Annotated in this window: 17 protein-coding genes, 1 tRNA gene, 1 riboswitch and 1 other annotated feature (1 of these 20 only partly in view); of the genes, 14 read left to right on the top strand and 4 right to left on the bottom strand. The window is 43.4% G+C overall.

The window, feature by feature from the left end; genetic code table 11:
* Window positions 1-23: 23 nt before the first annotated feature.
* Window positions 24-203: riboswitch (Lysine riboswitch) on the top strand.
* A 125-nt stretch (window positions 204-328) separates the two neighbouring features.
* Window positions 329-1,555 carry an aspartate kinase gene (locus NYE56_RS14215; protein ID WP_123372948.1) on the top strand — a complete coding sequence of 409 codons (1,227 nt, stop codon included), beginning with the start codon at window positions 329-331 and terminating at the stop codon, window positions 1,553-1,555.
* A 43-nt stretch (window positions 1,556-1,598) separates the two neighbouring features.
* On the opposite strand, the gene NYE56_RS14210 is transcribed toward NYE56_RS14215, so the two are convergent.
* On the bottom strand, window positions 1,599-2,045 hold the full coding sequence (locus NYE56_RS14210) for a YslB family protein (RefSeq protein ID WP_003222508.1): 447 nt from the start codon (window positions 2,043-2,045) through the stop codon (window positions 1,599-1,601).
* A gap of 292 nt (window positions 2,046-2,337) precedes the next feature.
* Between NYE56_RS14210 and sdhC the strand changes: the two genes are divergently transcribed.
* The 12 genes from sdhC (at window position 2,338) to NYE56_RS14150 (ending at window position 11,267) form a co-directional block, all read left to right on the top strand.
* A complete protein-coding gene (gene sdhC, locus NYE56_RS14205; RefSeq protein ID WP_003222512.1) occupies window positions 2,338-2,946 on the top strand; it encodes a succinate dehydrogenase cytochrome B558 in 609 nt (202 codons plus the stop codon).
* A gap of 33 nt (window positions 2,947-2,979) precedes the next feature.
* A complete protein-coding gene (gene sdhA, locus NYE56_RS14200; protein ID WP_003229567.1) occupies window positions 2,980-4,740 on the top strand; it encodes a succinate dehydrogenase flavoprotein subunit in 1,761 nt (586 codons plus the stop codon).
* Window positions 4,741-4,742: 2 nt separating this feature from the next.
* Complete coding sequence (gene sdhB, locus NYE56_RS14195; RefSeq protein ID WP_003229569.1) at window positions 4,743-5,504, top strand: succinate dehydrogenase iron-sulfur subunit; 762 nt, start codon at window positions 4,743-4,745, stop codon at window positions 5,502-5,504.
* A 60-nt stretch (window positions 5,505-5,564) separates the two neighbouring features.
* Window positions 5,565-6,008, top strand: coding sequence for an acyl-CoA thioesterase (locus NYE56_RS14190; protein WP_015251520.1), 444 nt, complete (start codon window positions 5,565-5,567; stop codon window positions 6,006-6,008).
* A 115-nt stretch (window positions 6,009-6,123) separates the two neighbouring features.
* Window positions 6,124-6,348 (top strand): spore germination transcription factor GerE, encoded by a 225-nt coding sequence (gene gerE / locus NYE56_RS14185; protein WP_003184172.1) that lies wholly within the window; start codon window positions 6,124-6,126, stop codon window positions 6,346-6,348.
* A gap of 244 nt (window positions 6,349-6,592) precedes the next feature.
* Window positions 6,593-7,033, top strand: a complete 441-nt coding sequence (locus NYE56_RS14180; RefSeq protein ID WP_003229573.1) for a MarR family winged helix-turn-helix transcriptional regulator — start codon at window positions 6,593-6,595, stop codon at window positions 7,031-7,033.
* Between the two features lie 7 nt (window positions 7,034-7,040).
* Window positions 7,041-7,859, top strand: a complete 819-nt coding sequence (gene racE / locus NYE56_RS14175; protein WP_010886589.1) for a glutamate racemase — start codon at window positions 7,041-7,043, stop codon at window positions 7,857-7,859.
* A gap of 114 nt (window positions 7,860-7,973) precedes the next feature.
* Window positions 7,974-9,074, top strand: a complete 1,101-nt coding sequence (gene gerM, locus NYE56_RS14170) for a spore germination protein GerM (protein ID WP_046160712.1) — start codon at window positions 7,974-7,976, stop codon at window positions 9,072-9,074.
* A gap of 110 nt (window positions 9,075-9,184) precedes the next feature.
* Window positions 9,185-9,922: a ribonuclease PH gene (gene rph / locus NYE56_RS14165; protein ID WP_003246039.1), complete on the top strand. Its 738-nt coding sequence runs from the start codon at window positions 9,185-9,187 to the stop codon at window positions 9,920-9,922.
* 13 nt (window positions 9,923-9,935) lie between these two features.
* Window positions 9,936-10,532, top strand: coding sequence for an XTP/dITP diphosphatase (locus NYE56_RS14160; protein WP_015251523.1), 597 nt, complete (start codon window positions 9,936-9,938; stop codon window positions 10,530-10,532).
* A gap of 15 nt (window positions 10,533-10,547) precedes the next feature.
* A complete protein-coding gene (locus tag NYE56_RS14155) occupies window positions 10,548-11,057 on the top strand; it encodes a metallophosphoesterase (RefSeq protein ID WP_015384295.1) in 510 nt (169 codons plus the stop codon).
* 136 nt (window positions 11,058-11,193) lie between these two features.
* Window positions 11,194-11,267: transfer RNA gene (locus NYE56_RS14150), tRNA-Arg, on the top strand.
* Between the two features lie 63 nt (window positions 11,268-11,330).
* Here NYE56_RS14150 and NYE56_RS14145 read toward each other — a convergent pair.
* Window positions 11,331-12,152 carry a YsnF/AvaK domain-containing protein gene (locus NYE56_RS14145; RefSeq protein ID WP_217003025.1) on the bottom strand — a complete coding sequence of 274 codons (822 nt, stop codon included), beginning with the start codon at window positions 12,150-12,152 and terminating at the stop codon, window positions 11,331-11,333.
* Window positions 12,153-12,369: 217 nt separating this feature from the next.
* On the opposite strand from NYE56_RS14145, the gene NYE56_RS14140 reads away from it, so the two are divergent.
* Window positions 12,370-13,674: a Kelch repeat-containing protein gene (locus tag NYE56_RS14140; RefSeq protein ID WP_341284001.1), complete on the top strand. Its 1,305-nt coding sequence runs from the start codon at window positions 12,370-12,372 to the stop codon at window positions 13,672-13,674.
* Window positions 13,675-13,797: 123 nt separating this feature from the next.
* Here NYE56_RS14140 and NYE56_RS14135 read toward each other — a convergent pair whose 3' ends face one another.
* Window positions 13,798-14,253, bottom strand: coding sequence for a GNAT family N-acetyltransferase (locus tag NYE56_RS14135; protein ID WP_129092571.1), 456 nt, complete (start codon window positions 14,251-14,253; stop codon window positions 13,798-13,800).
* A 163-nt stretch (window positions 14,254-14,416) separates the two neighbouring features.
* Window positions 14,417-14,752: an inner spore coat protein CotQ gene (gene cotQ, locus NYE56_RS14130; protein ID WP_024572292.1), complete on the bottom strand. Its 336-nt coding sequence runs from the start codon at window positions 14,750-14,752 to the stop codon at window positions 14,417-14,419.
* 446 nt (window positions 14,753-15,198) lie between these two features.
* Window positions 15,199-15,253: a binding site (T-box leader), on the top strand; it runs 192 nt beyond the window's last position.

Below are 15,253 nucleotides of genomic sequence, written 5' to 3'. Positions count from 1 at the left end.
TTCATAGTTAGATCGTGTTATATGGTGAAGATAGAGGTGCGAACTTCAAGAGTATGCCTTTGGAGAAAGATGGATTCTGTGAAAAAGGCTGAAAGGGGAGCGTCGCCGAAGCAAATAAAACCCCATCGGTATTATTTGCTGGCCGTGCATTGAATAAATGTAAGGCTGTCAAGAAATCATTTTCTTGGAGGGCTATCTCGTTGTTCATAATCATTTATGATGATTAATTGATAAGCAATGAGAATATTCCTCTCATTGCTTTTTTTATTGTGGACAAAGCGCTCTTTCTCCTCACCCGCACGAACCAAAATGTAAAGGGTGGTAATACATGGGTCTTATTGTACAAAAATTCGGAGGCACTTCCGTCGGCTCAGTCGAAAAAATTCAAAATGCGGCAAACCGCGCAATTGCAGAAAAACAGAAAGGCCATCAAGTCGTTGTCGTCGTTTCAGCAATGGGAAAATCCACTGACGAATTGGTCAGCCTTGCAAAAGCTATTTCTGACCAGCCGAGCAAACGAGAAATGGATATGCTGCTGGCGACAGGCGAGCAGGTCACGATTTCACTCCTTTCAATGGCATTGCAGGAAAAAGGCTATGACGCTGTGTCTTATACTGGCTGGCAGGCGGGAATCCGTACGGAGGCCATTCACGGAAACGCCAGAATTACAGATATCGACACTTCGGGTTTAGCAGACCAGCTTGAAAAAGGAAAAATTGTCATTGTTGCAGGATTCCAAGGCATGACAGAGGATTGTGAAATTACGACATTGGGCCGGGGCGGTTCAGATACAACAGCAGTTGCTTTGGCTGCCGCTTTAAAAGCTGATAAATGTGACATATACACAGACGTGCCAGGCGTGTTTACAACTGATCCGCGCTATGTGAAATCAGCGAGAAAACTTGAGGGCATCTCATACGATGAAATGCTTGAGCTTGCCAATTTAGGCGCCGGTGTTCTTCATCCGAGAGCAGTTGAGTTCGCGAAAAATTACCAAGTGCCGTTAGAAGTGCGTTCAAGTACAGAAACCGAAGCGGGAACATTAATTGAGGAGGAATCTTCCATGGAACAGAATTTAATTGTCAGAGGCATTGCATTTGAAGATCAAATCACAAGAGTAACCATTTACGGGCTGACTAGCGGCCTGACAACTTTGTCTACTATTTTTACGACACTTGCCAAAAGAAACATAAACGTGGATATCATTATCCAAACGCAGGCCGAGGACAAGACTGGAATTTCCTTCTCTGTCAAAACAGAAGATGCAGACCAAACCGTTGCGGTGCTTGAAGAGTATAAAGACGCGCTGGAATTTGAGAAAATCGAGACAGAAAGCAAATTGGCTAAAGTATCTATTGTTGGATCCGGCATGGTCTCAAATCCCGGTGTAGCGGCTGAAATGTTTGCTGTACTGGCGCAAAAAAACATTTTAATCAAAATGGTCAGCACATCTGAAATCAAAGTGTCAACAGTCGTAAGCGAAAATGACATGGTGAAAGCAGTCGAGTCGCTTCACGATGCATTTGAGCTTTCAAAACACCCTTCAGCTGTGTAATGACAATCAAAAAGGCGGGACTATGCAGTCACCGCCTTTTTGATTACACTGGGTCTTTCATATCCCATTTCACGGTCAGAACCACTTTATCGGCTCTCTTTTTCACTTGTTCATATGATTCGGCAATCTGATCATTCATCAATTGAATTTGTTCAGCGATAAAACCAGCCTCCAGCTGAAAGCAAGGTTCTTTCTGATGTTTAAGCCGGTTGGAAATGATCGGCCCTTCAAGTTCAAATTCAAGCTCCTGTTTTTTAGCGCTTACGTTGGTGAGGGTTCCCCAGCCCGCTTCTTCAAAGAAGGCCGGAAATTCCTCCCATGATTCAAGAGGAAACTTACGGGCGAGATGTTTTCCTGCCCAATACATCATGGAAGAGTAATCTTGGCCAAGCATATCTGGGAGAACGATCTCTCGTATTAGTTCGTAGGCATAGGCGTTCATTTCAATTTCTTTTAGGTTGTCAATAGATGCTTCAAATTTAGACTTCATATCTGTCTCCCCTCTCTCCTGCGTATATTATAGCTCAAACAGGGGGGAGGATTACAGAATGATCCTGTAATTCTTATGAAAAATTAAGCAAGAAATATATATTGATAAAATAAAATTTTTCAATCAACTAATCAATTCGGAAAATTATAATTTATGTACGCGTTTTCTTGACGCCCTTTTGAGGGAGGAGTAAAATGAAATTGTCAATAAATCTTAATAAAGTGCTTACAATTGAAAGAAGTGGGGGAAGAGATTTAGCACATTTCGCACTTATCAAACAGGGGGTAAAGTAATGTCTGGGAACAGAGAGTTTTATTTTCGAAGATTGCATTCCTTGCTTGGCGTCATACCGGTCGGCATCTTTCTTATTCAGCATTTAGTCGTCAACCAGTTTGCCGCAAGGGGCGCTGAAGCATTCAATAGCGCTGCTCATTTTATGGATAGTCTGCCTTTCAGGTATGCCTTGGAAATTTTTATTATCTTCTTACCATTAATTTATCATGCAGTTTATGGTGTGTACATAGCGTTTACTGCGAAAAATAACGCAGGCCAATACAGCTACATGAGAAACTGGCTATTCGTCCTGCAGCGTGTAACCGGTATCATCACCCTCATTTTCGTCAGCTGGCACGTGTGGGAAACCCGCATTGCTGCACAAATGGGCGCTGAGGTCAATTTCGACATGATGGCGAATATTTTGAGCTCTCCGGCTATGCTTGGTTTTTACATTGTCGGTGTTTTATCAACAATTTTCCACTTCTCGAACGGTTTATGGTCTTTCGCTGTTACATGGGGCATCACGGTAACGCCTCGTTCTCAAAGAATTTCGACATACGTTACGCTGATTATTTTTGTTGCACTGTCATACGTAGGCTTAAAAGCGATTTTTGCATTTGTTTAAGAGTACTAGATTACTAGAGGGAGAGGGGCTATCATGAGTCAATCAAGCATTATCGTAGTCGGCGGGGGTCTTGCCGGCCTCATGGCGACAATTAAAGCAGCGGAATCAGGAATGGCGGTTAAGCTGTTTTCCATCGTTCCTGTCAAACGTTCTCATTCGGTTTGTGCGCAAGGCGGCATAAACGGAGCGGTCAATACAAAAGGGGAAGGTGACTCTCCGTGGGAACATTTTGATGACACGGTATACGGGGGAGACTTTCTTGCCAACCAGCCGCCGGTCAAGGCGATGTGTGAAGCGGCGCCTTCTATCATCCACTTATTAGACCGAATGGGCGTCATGTTTAACCGGACGCCTGAAGGCCTGCTTGATTTCCGCCGATTCGGGGGTACACAGCACCACAGAACTGCTTATGCTGGTGCGACGACGGGACAGCAGCTGCTTTACGCACTGGACGAGCAAGTGCGCAGATACGAAGTTGCGGGTCTGGTCACAAAATACGAAGGCTGGGAATTCCTTGGCGCTGTTTTAGATGATGACAGAACCTGCCGCGGAATTGTTGCACAAAACCTGACAAACATGCAAATTGAATCCTTCCGTTCAGACGCTGTCATTATGGCGACGGGCGGACCGGGAATCATTTTTGGAAAATCAACGAACTCCATGATTAATACAGGATCTGCTGCATCAATCGTTTATCAGCAGGGAGCGTATTATGCAAACGGAGAATTCATTCAAATCCACCCGACAGCCATACCGGGCGATGACAAACTAAGACTGATGAGTGAATCAGCGCGTGGAGAAGGCGGGCGCGTGTGGACATATAAAGACGGCAAACCGTGGTATTTCCTGGAGGAAAAATATCCGGCATACGGAAACCTGGTGCCGCGTGATATTGCGACACGCGAAATATTTGATGTGTGTGTGAACCAGAAGCTCGGCATTAACGGTGAAAACATGGTATATCTCGATCTGTCTCATAAAGATCCGAAAGAGCTTGATATTAAGCTTGGCGGCATCATTGAGATTTATGAGAAATTCATGGGAGACGACCCGCGTAAGCTTCCAATGAAAATCTTCCCTGCGGTCCATTATTCTATGGGCGGTTTATGGGTGGATTACGATCAAATGACAAACATCCCTGGACTGTTTGCGGCTGGGGAATGTGATTATTCTATGCATGGCGGCAACCGCTTGGGAGCGAACTCCCTGCTGTCTGCGATTTACGGAGGCATGGTGGCCGGACCGAATGCGGTGAAATATGTAAACGGCTTAGAATCTTCAGCGGAAGACATGTCTTCATCCTTATTCGACGCTCACGTTAAGAAAGAAGAAGAAAAATGGGCTGATATTATGAGTATGGACGGAACCGAAAATGCCTATGTTCTTCACAAAGAGCTCGGTGAGTGGATGACGGCGAACGTAACGGTTGTCCGCCATAATGACAAGCTTTTGAAAACGGATGACAAAATTCAGGAGTTAATGGAGCGCTTCAAAAAGATCAACATCAATGACACGACAAAATGGAGCAACCAGGGAGCGATGTTCACACGCCAGTTCTCGAACATGCTTCAGCTTGCGAGGGTGATTACCCTTGGCGCATACAACCGTAATGAAAGCCGGGGCGCCCATTATAAACCAGATTATCCTGAACGTAATGATGACGAATGGCTCAAAACAACAATGGCTAAACATGTAAGCCCGTATGAAGCGCCGGAATTTGAGTATCAGGATGTCGATGTATCACTGATAACGCCTCGGAAACGGGATTACTCGAAGAAGAAGGTGGCGAAATAATCATGAGTGAACAAAAAACCATACGATTTATTATCACACGTCAAGATACAGCCGACAGCACGCCTTACGATGAAGAATTTGAGATTCCATACCGCCCAAATCTGAACGTCATTTCCGCTCTGATGGAAATCCGCCGGAATCCGGTTAATGTCAAAGGTGAGAAGACAACCCCTGTCACATGGGATATGAACTGTCTTGAGGAAGTATGCGGCGCATGTTCAATGGTCATAAACGGAAAACCCCGCCAGTCTTGTACGGCGCTTATTGACCAGCTTGAACAGCCGATCCGTTTAAAACCAATGAAAACATTCCCAGTCGTTCGTGATTTGCAGGTTGATCGCAGCAGAATGTTTGATTCATTGAAAAAAGTTAAAGCGTGGATACCGATTGACGGTACGTACGATTTAGGACCGGGACCGAGAATGCCGGAAAAACGCCGTCAATGGGCATATGAATTATCAAAATGCATGACATGCGGCGTCTGCCTCGAAGCTTGCCCGAATGTGAACAGCAAATCGAAGTTCATGGGGCCTGCACCGATGTCGCAAGTCCGCCTGTTTAACGCGCATCCGACAGGCGCCATGAATAAATCTGAACGATTAGAAGCATTAATGGATGAAGGCGGCCTTGCAGATTGCGGCAACTCGCAAAACTGTGTTCAATCCTGTCCGAAGGGGATTCCGCTTACCACTTCGATTGCAGCCTTGAATAGAGATACAAACTTACAAGCGTTCCGCAATTTCTTCGGAAGCGACAGAGTATAAGAAGAAAAAACCTCTTCCGCATGGGAGAGGTTTTTTTAAACAATAAGGAGATGAAAAAAGATGAAGCTTCCCGCTTATATTGATATGCCGTTTCAAGAATGGAAAACATCCTTTTCTTTTTTCAATGAGGTATCCGTAAGATTTTCCGAGACAGACATGTTTGGGCATATGAATAATGTAACCCCTTTTATATATTTTGAGGAGGCGCGGATTTCTTATTTTAAAAAGCTGAATATGATGAGTGAAAACAAACAGACCATGACAGTCGTGGCAAGCCAGCAATGCGATTATTTGCGCCAAGTCATGCCTTATGAAGAGTTGCGTATCTATGTGAAAACAAGCGCAGTCGGCAGTTCATCTCTTACCTTGCACTATCTCGGAGAGAACCTCGAAGGCGAGCCCTGCTTCACCGGGGCAGTCGTGATGGTTCAAGTCTCAAAGGAAAGTGGCAAAGCTGTCAGCTGGACGGATGAGGAGAAAGAAACGCTTCTTCATACACGATAAACTAATTATCTTGTAAACGTCACCTCCTGCGCCCTTCTTACATATGATATCTCGACTATATCAAAACCCATTCGTTTCTGATTCGCTCTCACCTTAGCAAGGAGGGTTACAATACTTGAAGGAGAAAGAATTTCAATCGAAGCCGCTGCTAACGAAAAGAGAAAGAGAAGTGTTCGAATTGCTCGTTCAAGATAAGACAACAAAGGAGATTGCAAGCGAGCTATTTATCAGTGAGAAAACCGTTCGAAACCATATTTCAAATGCCATGCAGAAATTGGGTGTGAAAGGGCGTTCGCAAGCCGTTGTTGAGCTTCTTAGAATGGGTGAGCTAGAGCTTTAATCCTTGCCGGTATTCCTTCTTTTAGGAAGGAGCCGGTTATTGCTGTTTGTTTGAAACATTCGAAATCATTTTTGGAATGCTTTGCAAAACGTAGGCAAGTCATAAAATAAATTTTATTTCTTGATGTTGTTTGACTAAAGTCCTCTATTTCTCTCCTGCGAGTCTTGCATTTTCTTCAAAAAAGAAGGAAAATAGACACGGAACGCTTTTGTGCGTAAGAGATCCTTGAGTGAGGGATGGACAAATGACATCAAAACCTTTGGAGCATGTTGCGGATATTGAAAAGTCACTCCGCCACATTGCCGCGATCATTAAGCAAAAAGGACGAGAAATCCTTAACCAATATGCGATTACGCCGCCGCAATTTGTCGGCCTGCAATGGCTTTATGAATTAGGAGATATGACAATCGGTGAATTATCGGGCAAAATGTATCTGGCATGCAGCACGACAACGGACTTAATCGACCGCATGCAAAAAAATGAGCTTGTGGAGCGGGTCAAGGACCCGGCGGACAGACGTGTTGTCCGGATACATCTGCTGCCTGAAGGAGAACGGATTATCCAAGAGGTCATTACAAAAAGACAGGAATATCTGCGTGATATGTTCGAATCGTTTACAGATGAAGAAATAGCCATCTTCGAAAAATCTTTGATGAAACTGCAGCATGAAATGAAGAGAAAATGAGGCGATTTTGTTGGAACAACCAATAGGAGTCATTGATTCCGGGGTTGGCGGTTTAACCGTTGCGAAGGAAATCATGAGACAGCTACCTAAAGAAAATATTATCTACGTCGGGGATACGAAACGGTGTCCTTATGGGCCGCGCCCTGAAGAAGAGGTGCTTCAATATACGTGGGAGCTGACGAATTATTTACTCGAAAACCACCACATCAAAATGCTCGTGATCGCCTGTAACACAGCAACAGCGATCGCATTGGATGACATCCAGCGAAGCGTCGGTATACCGGTGGTCGGAGTGATCCAGCCTGGTGCGAGAGCAGCGATAAAAGTGACGGATAATCAGCATATCGGTGTCATCGGCACAGAGAATACGATTAAGAGCAATGCATATGAAGAGGCGCTTTTGGCATTAAATCCTGATCTGAAGGTTGAAAACCTTGCCTGCCCGCTGCTTGTGCCTTTTGTGGAAAGCGGGAAGTTTCTCGACAAAACAGCAGACGAGATTGTTAAAACCTCGCTGTATCCGTTAAAAGACACATCAATTGATTCGCTGATTTTAGGCTGCACCCATTACCCTATTTTAAAAGAAGCCATTCAAAGATATATGGGAGAGCACGTAAACATTATTTCGTCCGGCGATGAAACAGCCCGGGAAGTCAGCACAATTCTCTCTTATAAAGGGCTGCTGAACCAGTCTCCGATTGCCCCGGATCATCAGTTCCTGACAACAGGGGCGCGTGATCAGTTTGCGAAAATCGCAGACGATTGGTTTGGCCATGAAGTCGGGCATGTGGAATGTATCTCACTGCAAGAACCGATTAAAAGATAGTTTTTCCCGCAACGGAATGTTGCGGGTTTTTTTCTGTTTTGACGGAATTCTTCGGTCTATTTCCTAAAGAGGCTCGTATACATAATAGTACAAACATCCTTAGGAGGGAAAAGTATGCTGAAAAAAGGACCTGCAGTCATTGGTGCCACTTGTCTCACCTCTGCCTTGCTTTTATCCGGATGCGGTTTGTTTCAATCTGATAAGGCAGCCGAGGAAATTGATCCGCCTCAAGACGTTACATTCGTGAACGATGAAGCGGGTGCCAATTCAAATACAACAGCAGCCAAAAAAACAGAAAGTGAAAAAAGCGATACCGCAAAAGCAGATCAAGCCTCATCTACTGTCATGAGGGAGCTTTATCTCATTGATAAAAACGGGTATGTTGTTGCGCAAACGCTGCCTCTCCCTAAAAGTGAGAGCACGGCTAAGCAGGCGCTTGAATACCTTGTACAGGGCGGGCCTGTGTCTGAAATTCTTCCGAATGGCTTCAGAGCTGTATTGCCGGCTGACACCACCGTTAACGTTGACATCAAAAAAGATGGAACCGCGATAGCTGATTTCTCTAATGAGTTCAAAAATTATAAGAAAGAAGACGAACAGAAAATCGTTCAATCTGTGACGTGGACGCTGACGCAATTTAGTTCGATAGATAAAGTGAAGCTGAGAATAAACGGGCATGAACTGAAGGAGATGCCTGTAGGAGGGACGCCGATCTCAGATGATTTAAGCCGCAAAGACGGCATTAATTTGGAAACAGCCGGTGTAAATGATCTCACTGCTACCCATCCGCTGACAGTCTACTATTTGGCGGAAAATGAAGACAGTGAATACTACGTGCCGGTGACCAAACGAATCGACAATTCGGAAAAAGACGACGTTACGGCAGCCATCAATGAATTGGCTAAAGGTCCAAGCAAGGTGAGCGGGCTGTTAACAGACTTCAGTGAAGATGTAAAGCTTGTCAGCAAACCGAAAATCAAAGACGGGCGCGTGACGTTGGATTTCAATCAATCTATATTCGGCAGCGCCGATGAGAAGACGAAAATGATTTCTTCAGAAGTGCTGAACAGCATTGTGCTGACGTTAACGGAGCAGCCGGATGTAAAAAGCGTCTCTGTTAAAGTGAACGGAAAATCAGAGCTTGTAAATGAAAAAGGCGAAAAGCTCACAGAACCGGTCTCCAGACCTTCTCAAGTGAATACGGGTAGTTTTTAAATTGGGATTTTTGATATACTAGAAAGAAAGAGGTTAGCGTTCCGGCTGCCTCTTTCTTTATTCAATTCCGGGACAAAAATGGTTTATGTACATACAATCGGAGGTAAAACATGAGACATGACGGAAGACAACACGATGAGCTGCGTCCAATCACATTCGATTTGGATTTTATCAGCCATCCGGAAGGTTCTGTTCTAATAACAGCAGGGAATACAAAGGTAATCTGCAACGCGTCTGTTGAGGACCGCGTACCGCCGTTTTTGCGGGGCGGAGGGAAAGGCTGGATTACAGCAGAGTACAGCATGCTGCCGCGGGCAACAAACCAAAGAACAATCAGAGAATCTTCTAAGGGGAAAATTTCCGGCAGAACAATGGAGATCCAACGCCTGATCGGCCGAGCGCTTCGAGCTGTTGTAGATCTGGAAAAGCTCGGTGAACGGACGATTTGGATTGACTGTGATGTCATTCAAGCTGATGGAGGAACTAGAACAGCTTCCATTACAGGCGCATTTCTTGCTATGGCGATTGCGATTGGCAAGCTGATCAAAGCAGGAACAATCAAGACAAATCCGATCACTGATTTTCTTGCTGCGATCTCTGTTGGAATTGATAAGGAACAGGGAATTTTGTTAGATTTAAATTATGAAGAAGATTCCTCCGCTGAAGTTGACATGAATGTCATCATGACAGGCAGCGGCCGTTTTGTGGAACTGCAGGGAACCGGGGAAGAGGCGACTTTTTCAAGGGAGGATCTGAACGGTCTTCTGGGTCTTGCGGAAAAAGGAATTCAAGAGCTGATTGACAAGCAAAAAGAAGTGCTGGGTGATTCTCTGCCAGAACTGAAATAAAGACAAGAAAGGCTTGATCATCATGAAAGAAGCAATTATTGCAACACATAATCCGGGAAAAGTGAAGGAATTCAAAGAAATTCTTGAGCCAAGAGGCTATGATGTCAAATCTTTAGCTGAAATTGGATTCACAGAAGAAATTGAAGAAACAGGCCATACATTTGAAGAAAATGCCATTCTGAAAGCGGAAGCTGTTGCCAAAGCAGTGAACAAAATGGTGATTGCGGACGACTCCGGTCTATCCATCGATAATCTTGGCGGCAGACCCGGGGTTTATTCAGCCCGCTATGCAGGGGAACAGAAAGACGACCAGGCAAATATCGAAAAAGTGCTCAGCGAGCTGAAAGGTATCGAAAAAGAACAGCGCACCGCCCGTTTCCGCTGCGCACTGGCCGTGAGTATTCCCGGAGAGGAAACAAAAACAGTCGAAGGCCATGTTGAAGGGTATATTGCTGAAGAACCGAGAGGAGAATATGGCTTTGGCTATGACCCAATTTTTATCGTGAAAGATAAAGATAAGACAATGGCTGAACTGACAAGTGATGAAAAAAATAAAATCAGCCATAGGGCTGACGCGCTTAAAAAGCTGTCTAAGCTTTTGGAGGCATAAGGAGGAAGCTTGTACATGAACGTGCTGATTATCAGTGACAGCCATGGGCTTGAAGAAGAACTCCAAACCATTGCGAAACGGCATGAGGCAGAAGTTGATCTCATGATTCATTGCGGGGACTCTGAGCTTGAAACGAGGCATCCTGCATTGGAGCCTTATGCGGTTGTAAAAGGCAATTGCGATTTTGCCGGCGATTTTAAGGACGAGCTTCTTCTGACTGCCGGCTCAAGAAAAATACTGGTCACACACGGCCACCTTCACGGTATAAAACAGACCTTGTTAAACGTATACTATCGTGCAGAGGAGCTCGGAGCGGATATTATCTGCTTCGGGCATTCGCACATCGCGGGAAGCGAAGTGCTGCGGGGCAAACTGATGATTAACCCAGGCAGCATCCGGCTTCCGAGGGTGCGCAGGACAGAAAGCTATGCTATACTGACATTAGAAAATGATGCTGCGACAGTCCGTTTTTACGACCAAGCAGGCAATGAAATTGAGGATCTGCAAAACCGAGTCACACTATGAAAATGTCATGAGGAAGAAAATTTTCTTCCTCATGAAAAAAATTCTAAAAAACCGTTGACTTATTATTGCATCCCATATATAATAAATCTTGTCGCTGATAGTTAAAGCGAAAAACAAAAAACAAAAAACAAAACGTGTCCCAGTAGCTCAGCTGGATAGAGCAACGGCCTTCTAAGCCGTCGGTCGGGAGTTCGAATCTCTCCTGGGACGTACCAGAAGAAAAACCTCAAATCCATTTAGGATTTGAGGTTTTTTGTTGTCATCTTATGATTTTCATTTGTTATTTAACGGATCATCATCCAAGCCGTCAACTTTTCCTTCTTTATTCAGACGAGGTTCTTCTTTTTTCACAGTTTCAGAAATATGTTCATTTTCTTCAACAGTGCGTTTGCCGACAACCACTTCATCAGTGACAACCGGTTTTTTAGTCACTTCCAGCTTTTCCTCAACGATTGGAACTCTGATCTCTTCCGAATCGTTGACGGGAGCAGCGTCCGTTTTATTTTCATCCACTGGACGGCGTTCGACATAAATTTCATCATGTCTCACCGGGATGTCCATATCTCTTTTTTCTGTTTTCACTTCTTTTCCTATTTCTACTTCGCCGGTTTGAACGTCTTCCTTATCGACTTTCAGCTGTTCTTCCCGGAGCGGCATCGTTTTTTCTTCTTTCGTTGTATAATCCAATTCATTTGTGCTTGAAAAGCCGCCTGAAAGGGCATTGCCGTTATCAATAGGAGCATTTACATCTGCATCTGTATCGACGGCTACCAGAAGTTTTCCGTCATCCAAATCTTCTTGATATTTGTCTATTTCATCAGTTTTAATATCCAAGTCGGATAATGCTTTGCTGTGTGTAGCAGTATCATCCATTGTGAAATAATCTTTCAGTTTATCGAAAAAAGATTCAGATTCGCCCTGATGTGCATCGATAGCTTGATTGACTTCTGTTCCTGTACGTGACTCCAAATAATCTGTATCTCGCCGGCTTGTCACAACAGAAATGTCATCAGAATCATAGCCTTTTGTGAGTAAGCCTTCAATCGCTGCGATGGTTTCCTGCGGAGTTTCGTATACACCAACTATGCTTTTCATATCAATCTCCTCCTTTATGAATTTGCATGATATCGTTCATGTGGTTTGTAATTCCCGCTGTTCTTTGAATTAAACAAAATTGAAAACATCCGAGTTTTTTAGAGAAAACTTTAATTGGAATTTCCTGGAAAATGAATATACAGGAAAAGATATGAAAAAATTCATAGTCATGCCGATATTTGTTATGTGAAACAATTAAATAAAGGAGTGTTTTCTTTTGAAAAAATGGTTCGTTGTTTTTTTCTTATTCGTTATTACGCTGTTTCAATCGCTCCAAACAGTTAGCGCGGAAACAGTTGAATGGAAAGAAAGAGCAGATTTGCCTGAGCCGCGTGTCGGTGCAAGCAACGGTGTAGTAGATGGAAAGATATATGTGATAGGTGGAGGAACTGTAAAACCTGGTACTTATGGGAATCAAACGTTTGTCTATGATCCTAAAACAAATGAATGGACAAGAAAAGCCGACATGCCCACGGCGAGGGGGGGAGCTGCATCAGTTACTGTAGATGGGAAAATTTATGTCTTGGGCGGAATGTCAAACGATGGAGCTGTCAACACAATAGAAGTATATGATCCAAAAAAAGACATGTGGGAAAAATTAGATGATCTTCCTTTTGAAAGAAAGGTTCCAGCCTATCAAATATACGCTGAAGTTATAGGAAAGAAAATTTACGTGGTAGGCTTCGAAAATAGGTTTGATGGAACCACTTACAGTTATGATCTAGAAACGAAGAAATGGGAGAAAAAACAGACATTAAAAAATTATGAAGTAACTGGAGCTTCTACAGCAGTGATTGATAATAAACTATATTTACTTGGCGGAACGCATTATATTCCCCAAATCGTTTATGTTTATGATCCAGAAAAAGATACGTGGGTAAAAAATGGTACCGGATTCACAGCAGGGTATTATTCTGCGCTTGCTTACAAAGGAAAAATTCTGATGACTGGAGGTGTAAACCGAATTAAGGTGTACGATCCTAAAAGTCAATCAGCTACAGCAGTGACAAATCCGAAAGCACTATACAGAATGGCGCATTCTTCTGCCATTATTGATGATACGCTTTACGTCATCGGTGGAAGGGAGGAGACATCAAGTTTTGTTGGTGGATATGCAAATGCTAAAATTAAATCAGTTATATCTATTTCGTTAAAAGATTTAAACATACCATCCGATTCAGAGGAAACTCCGGGAGATAAGGATAAAGGATCAACAACACCTTCTGAAGGCAATTCAGGAGATAAGGACAAAGGATCAACAACACCTTCTGAGGATAACTCAGCAGAAGACGGAGACGCCCTTCTTGTTGTCACCATGGTAAACGGTTTGCAAAAAGAATATCAGCTGTCTATGAAAGAAGTGAACGGATTCCTCAAATGGTACAAGCAGCGTGATGCCGGAGAGGGACCAGGCTTTTATGAAATAGATGAGCATGACAACAACAAAGGGCCTTTTGAAAGTAAAAAGGATTATGTTGTGTTTAAAAACATCTTGATGTACGAAGTAAATAAATATAAATAAACCACCCAAAAACCATCCAATGCTGGATGGTTTTTGTTGACTTACTCTATTAAATTTTAGAAGGGAAAACGGTAAGAGATAGACAGACCTTCCTCTGTACTTATCTATCCTTATAAAGCCGTCTCACAATTCCTTCGTCATAAACACACTGTTTGGATCTTCAACATAGTCTGCAAACGGTTCACAGTACTGAAAATCGAAGCTTTCATACAACTTTCTTGCCGGTTCAAATGAAGCCATTGAACCCGTTTCTAAGCTTAACCGCTCATAGCCTCGCTTTCCAGCTTCTTCAATGATATGCTGGAGAATTTGTTTGGCAACGCCTTTTCTTAAATGTGATGCAGATGTTCGCATTGATTTGATTTCTCCGTGCCGGCTGTCCAGTTCTTTTAGCGCTCCGCAACCGGCTAGTTCATCACCCTCCCATGCACTCCAAAATGTTATTCCAGGCCCTCTTAGTTTCTCTAAACCTAAGGCATGGATGCTTTCCGGCGGGGACATAAGCGTCATGCTATGTAAATGCTCATTCACCAGTGAAACCACCTGATGTCCAGTTAAATCATCTGTTTTTATATACATTTTATTCCTCCTCAAACATTCATCTTAACCATAATCCATCCTGTTTCCAACTATAAAGACAGATAATCTGACAGTATTGAAGCCTTTTTGGAATGTATGAGCTGCAAAAGATGCTTGAAAGCAAAAAAGAGGCCGAAATCGTGTTCGGCCCTTGCAGTTTTCTTTAATATCTAAAGCCTCCATGCACACCGGCTGTTCCGCTAAAACCGCCGACATGTGTCGCCGGAATACTGAACCCGCCGCTATGGCCGCTGAAGCCAGTGCCTGAAAATTGCTGCCCGAAAAAATCTGAAGTGTATGGATAAGAGGAGTACATAGCAGAGGGAGTGGTTAACGGGCTATATGCCTGGCTGAACGGCTGTCCGTATCCGTAGCCTCCAAATGGCTGATGGCTTTGCTGGTAAAAGGAAGGGACAGCAGGATAGTACTGCTGTGGAAAGCTCGGGAAGCTTGGAAAGCCTGCAGGGAATCCTTGCATGTCTGCTAATGATTTATTCATCGTATCACCTTTTCTTTGCAAGATACCATTAATGTATGCCGGGGAATAATAGGGGTGCCTATCCGAAATTGAAATGGATTGCAAGATGATCTGTCAGACTCAATCCATATACGAACCATAGCGTGTTATAAAATCTTACATGTTTATATAAAATGAAATAATTCTGGTGTATTCTTGATAGATTAATAAAAAAATTATAAAAACTTTTAACATTTGCAATTCCCTTTGTACCAATAATGAAAGCGTATACAATATAGATTGATTAATCAAAATTGTCTAATAATTTTAAAAAATGCTGTTGACACTGCGTCCAAAGCGGCGTAATATGAGTTCAACAAAAGATAAACGCAAGCTTCACAAGCGAAAATCATCGCAGTATGATTCTAAAAAAATGAAAAATAAACGACCTTCTTGAACAGCTGGAAAGCCGTTCCGAAGGCTGAATATGAAAAGCGCAGATGAGGATAAGTAGCCTTGAAAAAGCTTTCCACAGAGAACCGG

Source organism: Bacillus sp. FSL R5-0603 (assembly GCF_038050295.1).
GTDB lineage: Bacteria > Bacillota > Bacilli > Bacillales > Bacillaceae > Bacillus > Bacillus subtilis.
This window is presented reverse-complemented; position numbering and strand designations above follow the sequence as displayed.